Consider the following 5669-nt stretch of genomic DNA (forward strand, 5'->3'; position numbering starts at 1 on the left):
AGATGCGACAGAACCCACTCATCTACTAAATAAACATCCCCCAAAGATTTTGTAATTTTGATGTTTTTATGTTATGATAGCTATTAAGTAATCCAACATAAAAAATATATAGAGCAAACCTCATGAGTGATTTAATTTCCTTCGATTATGCCATCAAGTACCTTCTCAAAAACAAAGGAGATTATGACATAGTAGAAGGGTTTATCTCTGCTTTAATAAGTTCTTGCGGCTATAAACCTATAAAGATTAAGGCATTACTTGAATCTGCAAGTAACAAAGAATCCAAGGAATTAAAATCAAGTATAGCTGATCTCATAGTAGAAGACGAAACAGGTGCAAAATATATAGTAGAAATAGACCGTTCTTACACAAGTCTATTTCTACACAAAGCTTGTTTTAATAGCTCAAGGCTAATAGTAGATTCTATATCTAGTAATGATGATTATTCTACTATCAAGAAGATTATACATATTAACTTACTATACTTTCCGTTCGGTAATATCAAAGCTCCTCTTCATTACGGTAAAACCGTTTTTCATGAAATAGATAGGCAGCACCCTCAAAACTTACATATCGCAGATCTAGGCATGAAGTTTTTTGATGCTCATAATATTTTCCCTGAATATTTTGTAATATCCGTTCCGCTATTTAACGATGTTATTAAAGATGAACTAGACGAATGGCTCTATATGATGAAACATTCGGAAGTAAAGAAAGAGTTTAAATCTCCTTATATGAAGAAAGTAGCCGATAGATTAAGCGTCCTAAAAATGACCCCTGCAGAAAGAAAGGAATACACCGCTTACCGCAATGAATCGCTAAAAGAAAGAGATTATATAGTGTCAGCGGAGGAAAAAGGCATTGAGATCGGTAAGGTTGAAGGTAAGGCTGAACGAAATATAGAAATTGCTAAGAATTTATTATCTCAAAATATAGATATTAATACTATATCTACCGCTACTGGTTTATCTATTGCTGATATTCAGAAACTCAAATCTTAATTAACTATGGCGCGATTTTTTCTTCTTTCAATATTTTGGGCTTTGTTGCATGAATCAGATTTTGAACGTGTTGTTTAATTTTTGTCAAAAATCAGGCAAATTTTTTGGTATCCGGCACCCACATTCCGCTGGAATGATATAGGAATGAAATAATTATTGAATAATTAAGAGAAAAAGTATTAACTAAGAATGAGTAAATATTATAGAGTTACTAAGTTATGGAGTTAGAAACTATAAGAACGGAGCAATTAGGTCATTTGGGGATAGTATCAGCAAGTATCAAACAATTGGGTCTAATAAAGGAAATAGACGCTTTATTACCTGTGTCTCGCAAGAAAGGGGCAAAGGTAACAATGGGAGAGCGAGTAGCAGCAATGATATTAAATGGACTTGGTTTTTTAAAGGTTCTGTCGCATCTGTTGCCGGTGATCTTTAAAGCTGCTATAAAGGCTTAAAAAATATTTAAATGCCGCTTTATATTTCTCCGAAATTACTCAAGTACTTTAAAGGATTTTGTTCATCTCCCGAGATAATAATGCTCTTTGTCTATATGAAATGTAGGTTTTCTCTAAGCTACCGTGATTTAGAAGAAATGGCTAGCATTAGAGGGGCTAAAATAGATCATGCTACTCTACAAAGATGGGTAATAAAGTTTGTGCCGCTGATAGATACGGCTATAAGGAAACGTAAAAAGCCTGTGGGTAATAGCTGGAGGATGGATGAAACGTATATCAAAATAAACGGTACTTCGGTCTATTTATACAGAGCCGTTGATTTACTCGGTAATACCATAGAGTTTTTGCTTAGGAAACACAGAGATGCTGTGGCTGCTAAAGCATTTTTCCGTAAGGCTTTTAAATATAACGGTCATCCGCAAAAGGTAACTATCGATAAAAGCGGTAGTAATATCTCTGCTCTCAAAGCTGCCAACAAAGAGCTTGCTGAAGCTAAGCAAATTGAGATACGACAAGTCAAATATCTCAATAATATTGTCGAGCAAGATCATAGATTTATTAAGAAACGAACGAAGCCAATGCTTGGTTTTAAGAGCTTTCGTTCAGCAAAAATTACTATTACCGGTATTGAAAATATTCGCATAATTCAAAAAGGACAATTAATCGGATCTAATGACAAGAGAACGTTCGCTGAGCTGTGTCAGTATAGAATATCATAGTCTAAAATTCAACCTATCAGGGAAGAAAATATCTAGCTGGGAAACGGTTACCGCCCAATCTGGGATTGGCATATTCCACTTTGCTGTAATCTGTTTTATAGCACAAAAAACCAATTTGAACAAGGCATTTTCACTTGNAATGACAATCTTTCTACTTTCGAAAATTTTAAAATGTTAATGGCTGCATAACGTCCAAAATCTCAGTTTTGTTGCTTCAAGCAGATCTTCAATTATAGATGCGACAGAACCGAAAAACCTTCCCTCGAAATCCGCTCTCATATCAGAAGTCACTCCCTAAAATGGAATCACCTCAGAAACGAATGGTATGGTTATGTGCTTGATGTACAAAATTTGAAGAATGGGCTTGGGGATTTGAAATATGACTTGCAGGTCATACAAGATACTATATAGCAATACATAATTATAATTATATTGTACTTTTTACTAAAGTATGGTACTGTACATACATGTACTATACAATATTAGCTAATATGACTCATATAATATCTATTACTCAAACAAAAGGTGGAGCTACAAAAACAACAAGTAGTATAAACATACTAGGAGCATTATTAGAAAAAGGTAGAAAAGCCATATTGTGTGATATGGATAAAGATAAACCAGATGCAATATTTTGGGCTGATTTAGGTAGTACTTTAAGTGACTTCGTAATACCTCTATATGACGATAATCCCAAACCAAAATTAGAGATTTTAAGTAAAAAATATGATTTTATTATTATAGATACCCCCCCTAATATGCAAGCCGCTGCACTCAAAGCTACAATACTATCAGATTTTATTATTATCCCTTGTTCAGTTTCAGAATTAGATAAAAATGCTTTAACTCAAGCCGCTTCTGCTGCAATGATGGCAAATAAACCTTATGCTTTCTTAGCCTCTAGAACAACAAAGCATACTAACTCCACTAAAGACTTATTAGATCAATTATCAGACACGGGATTTTATTTTAAAACTAATATTACTAATAGTGTAGATATGATCGAATGTCAAAAATATGGTCAATGGGTAGGAAATTATAAGCCAAATTGCAAAAATCATATACAATATCAAGCATTAATCAAAGAATTAATAACGAAGTTAGATAATACAAAATAGTATTGTGCTATGATGACATGTACAACATTGTACAATACATTATTTTAATAAAAATTATATTTATGAGTAATAGAGGAAAAATTTCTACTTCACGAATAGCAGAAAAATTAAAATTAGCACAAAGCGAGATTAATACTTCAAACAAAGAAGTAGATATCTCTAATCACCCTATTTTATTTGTAAATGGTAACCTTAATAGGAAAAATTGTAATTATATAGCTAAAAATTTTTCATTATTAGAACCAATTGAAAAAGAAATAAAGAAGTATTGCAAAGGACTTAATTTAACCATATTAAATTATTTAATTTTCCGCGGAATAGAATCTATTAAAAAAGAGGAAAAATTTTTATCTATAGAATATTCAGATATTGAAAATCAATACAAGAAGGATAGTAATGCAGATTAAGTCTGATATTACAAAAATCAATTATAAAAAAATAAAATATAAATTACATAATGATTTTAAATACATTTCAACTCAGAACTGCTCGATCTGTTCTTAACATTGGAGTAAGAGAGATAGGAAGCATTATAAACGTTAATAGAACTACAATCTCTGTATGGGAAAATCAAAGAAATTTTGTATCAATAAAGAATTCTCAAGATAATAATACTCTTATAAAATTTTTTAAAGAAAATGGTATAATCTTTCCTGGTGAAAAATCTATAGCATTAGATATAAATACATCTAATAAATTAAATCTTCTCTCTAGATTTCAAATACGTGTTGCTAGGGTTGCAATGCATTTAACTCAACAAGAGTTAGCTACACTTCTTGAAATACCATTATTATTATTAAACTACTTAGAAAAACAACACAATAATGTGTATATAAGTAGTACACCCAAAACAATCAACGAGTTTGTATTACGCAGCTTTTTTGAAAAGAATGGAATATGTTTTCCTAAAGATTTTTGTGTTCATTTAGAAAAAGATCCAAGGGAGTTGATAAATAACTATTGACTCTTAGTGTCAGTATGATATTAATAAATATTCTTTTTACAAATAAAAAAAAGGTGCTAAGAACTAAAAAGAACTCAACACCCAAAAAATAACTATATATTTTTATGAAGTATAAGATAAAGCTAGGACGCTACATTTCTTATAGAATTAATATTACGTCTTTTTTTAGATAAAATCAAGTTTTTTTAGTTCTTAGCTCCATAAAAGGAGTAAGAAATGCAAATTTCATCCCACGAAAAGCTTATAGATAGCACTGTACCTAATCTAAGCAATAACTACTTTGCTACTAACCTATCCCAATATACCCCTGACTTCACCTCATTACACACTTTAGTAACTGAGAATAAACCCTACACCCCAATTACCACCTACGTACTAGAACACATTCTTACAACCACACATCTCTGCGACCTTGAAAAATTGTTCTACATCATAGCCTATAGTTTAAGCATCATTAATCACAATAAAGGTAAACAACGCAGTATAACTCTTTCTGCAATACAATGGGCTGAAAAGCTTGATTGTTCCGTTGCTGAAATATTTGCTATGCAGCAAAGCTTAGAACAGAAAGGTTATTTTGAGATTTATCGCAGCAGAAATAAGGATGGTAAAAATAAGAAGAATACTATTACACCTACTTTGCCTGATTCTGTCTTTAACTCTTTAGCTAACACTCCCAACAGATTTAATATTGGCACATATCCTACTGATACTTCTTTATATTCTAATTTTACTTCTGCCGCTTACTTACCTAATCTAGAAAATAAAATAGCTTATCTTGATAGAACTAAGATGTTTATTAAACTTAACTACGATCTACTTTTACTTATTACTTCTTGTAACTATTTAACTAAGTACGCGAAAGTTCTATGGTTAGATTTTTATGCTATAGGATATAGATATTATTTGAAACATAGAGATTGTGATAATAATACTACAGAGACTAGTCAATATTATGCTAAGAATACTGAAGAACTAAGTGAGATGCTTATGTATACATCTTATAACATCAAGACAGATGATTATGTTAATTACGTTGCTCCACCTAATAGTTATTCTTTAACTACTACTTACAAAGAGCTGCAAGATAAATACTCCTGTAGTAAGTTTACTATTTCTAGAGCTTTCAAAGAGTTAGAGATGAAAGGATTTATTACTCGACAACGTTTCTTTGTTGAAAGTGATGATGAGGATAGTAATAGACATGATAAGTCTGTTTGGCGTATTACTGTTACCTTACCAGATATGATACAACAACATCTACAAAAGGAAGTAAAAGATCGTGCAAAACCATCATCTGGAAGCGTTGTTGCAAATTCTGACCCTTATGTTGCAAATTCTAGTCAATATATAAATAAATACTTTATATCAAATACTAAAGATTTAGATAATATAGATAGCGAAAAAAGTTT

At 31.3% G+C, this 5669-nt stretch carries 5 protein-coding genes and 3 pseudogenes; 7 read left to right on the plus strand and 1 reads right to left on the minus strand.

From position 1 onward, the window contains the following. The first annotated feature begins 122 nt into the window (after positions 1-122). The 3 genes and pseudogenes from RiCNE_RS06500 to RiCNE_RS06510 all read left to right on the plus strand — a co-directional run bounded on the left by RiCNE_RS06500 (position 123) and on the right by RiCNE_RS06510 (position 2175). The gene (locus RiCNE_RS06500; RefSeq protein ID WP_094649760.1) at positions 123-1001 is read left to right on the plus strand and encodes an Rpn family recombination-promoting nuclease/putative transposase; all 879 of its coding nucleotides are present in this window, start codon (positions 123-125) and stop codon (positions 999-1001) included. A 218-nt stretch (positions 1002-1219) separates the two neighbouring features. Next, positions 1220-1426, plus strand: a pseudogene (locus RiCNE_RS06505) (DUF4277 domain-containing protein); the annotation flags it as partial. A gap of 41 nt (positions 1427-1467) precedes the next feature. Further along, entirely contained in the window at positions 1468-2175 is a 708-nt protein-coding gene (locus tag RiCNE_RS06510; protein ID WP_094649762.1) for an IS6 family transposase, read from the plus strand. On the opposite strand, the pseudogene RiCNE_RS08135 reads toward RiCNE_RS06510, so the two are convergent. Then, a pseudogene (locus RiCNE_RS08135) lies at positions 2170-2310 on the minus strand (IS256 family transposase); the annotation flags it as partial. The gene RiCNE_RS06510 and the pseudogene RiCNE_RS08135 overlap by 6 nt on opposite strands. Positions 2311-2666: 356 nt before the next feature. On the opposite strand from RiCNE_RS08135, the gene RiCNE_RS06515 reads away from it, so the two are divergent. From RiCNE_RS06515 to RiCNE_RS06530, 4 genes and pseudogenes are all read left to right on the plus strand, one after another. Then, positions 2667-3293, plus strand: a complete 627-nt coding sequence (locus RiCNE_RS06515; protein WP_157905709.1) for a ParA family protein — start codon at positions 2667-2669, stop codon at positions 3291-3293. Positions 3294-3355: 62 nt separating this feature from the next. Then, positions 3356-3700, plus strand: coding sequence for a hypothetical protein (locus tag RiCNE_RS06520; RefSeq protein WP_133062963.1), 345 nt, complete (start codon positions 3356-3358; stop codon positions 3698-3700). A 50-nt stretch (positions 3701-3750) separates the two neighbouring features. Then, a complete protein-coding gene (locus tag RiCNE_RS06525; protein WP_094649765.1) occupies positions 3751-4257 on the plus strand; it encodes a hypothetical protein in 507 nt (168 codons plus the stop codon). Between the two features lie 216 nt (positions 4258-4473). After that, positions 4474-5669, plus strand: a pseudogene (locus RiCNE_RS06530) (MarR family transcriptional regulator); the annotation flags it as partial.

It is taken from the genome of Rickettsia endosymbiont of Culicoides newsteadi (genome assembly GCF_002259525.1).
Classification (GTDB): domain Bacteria; phylum Pseudomonadota; class Alphaproteobacteria; order Rickettsiales; family Rickettsiaceae; genus Tisiphia.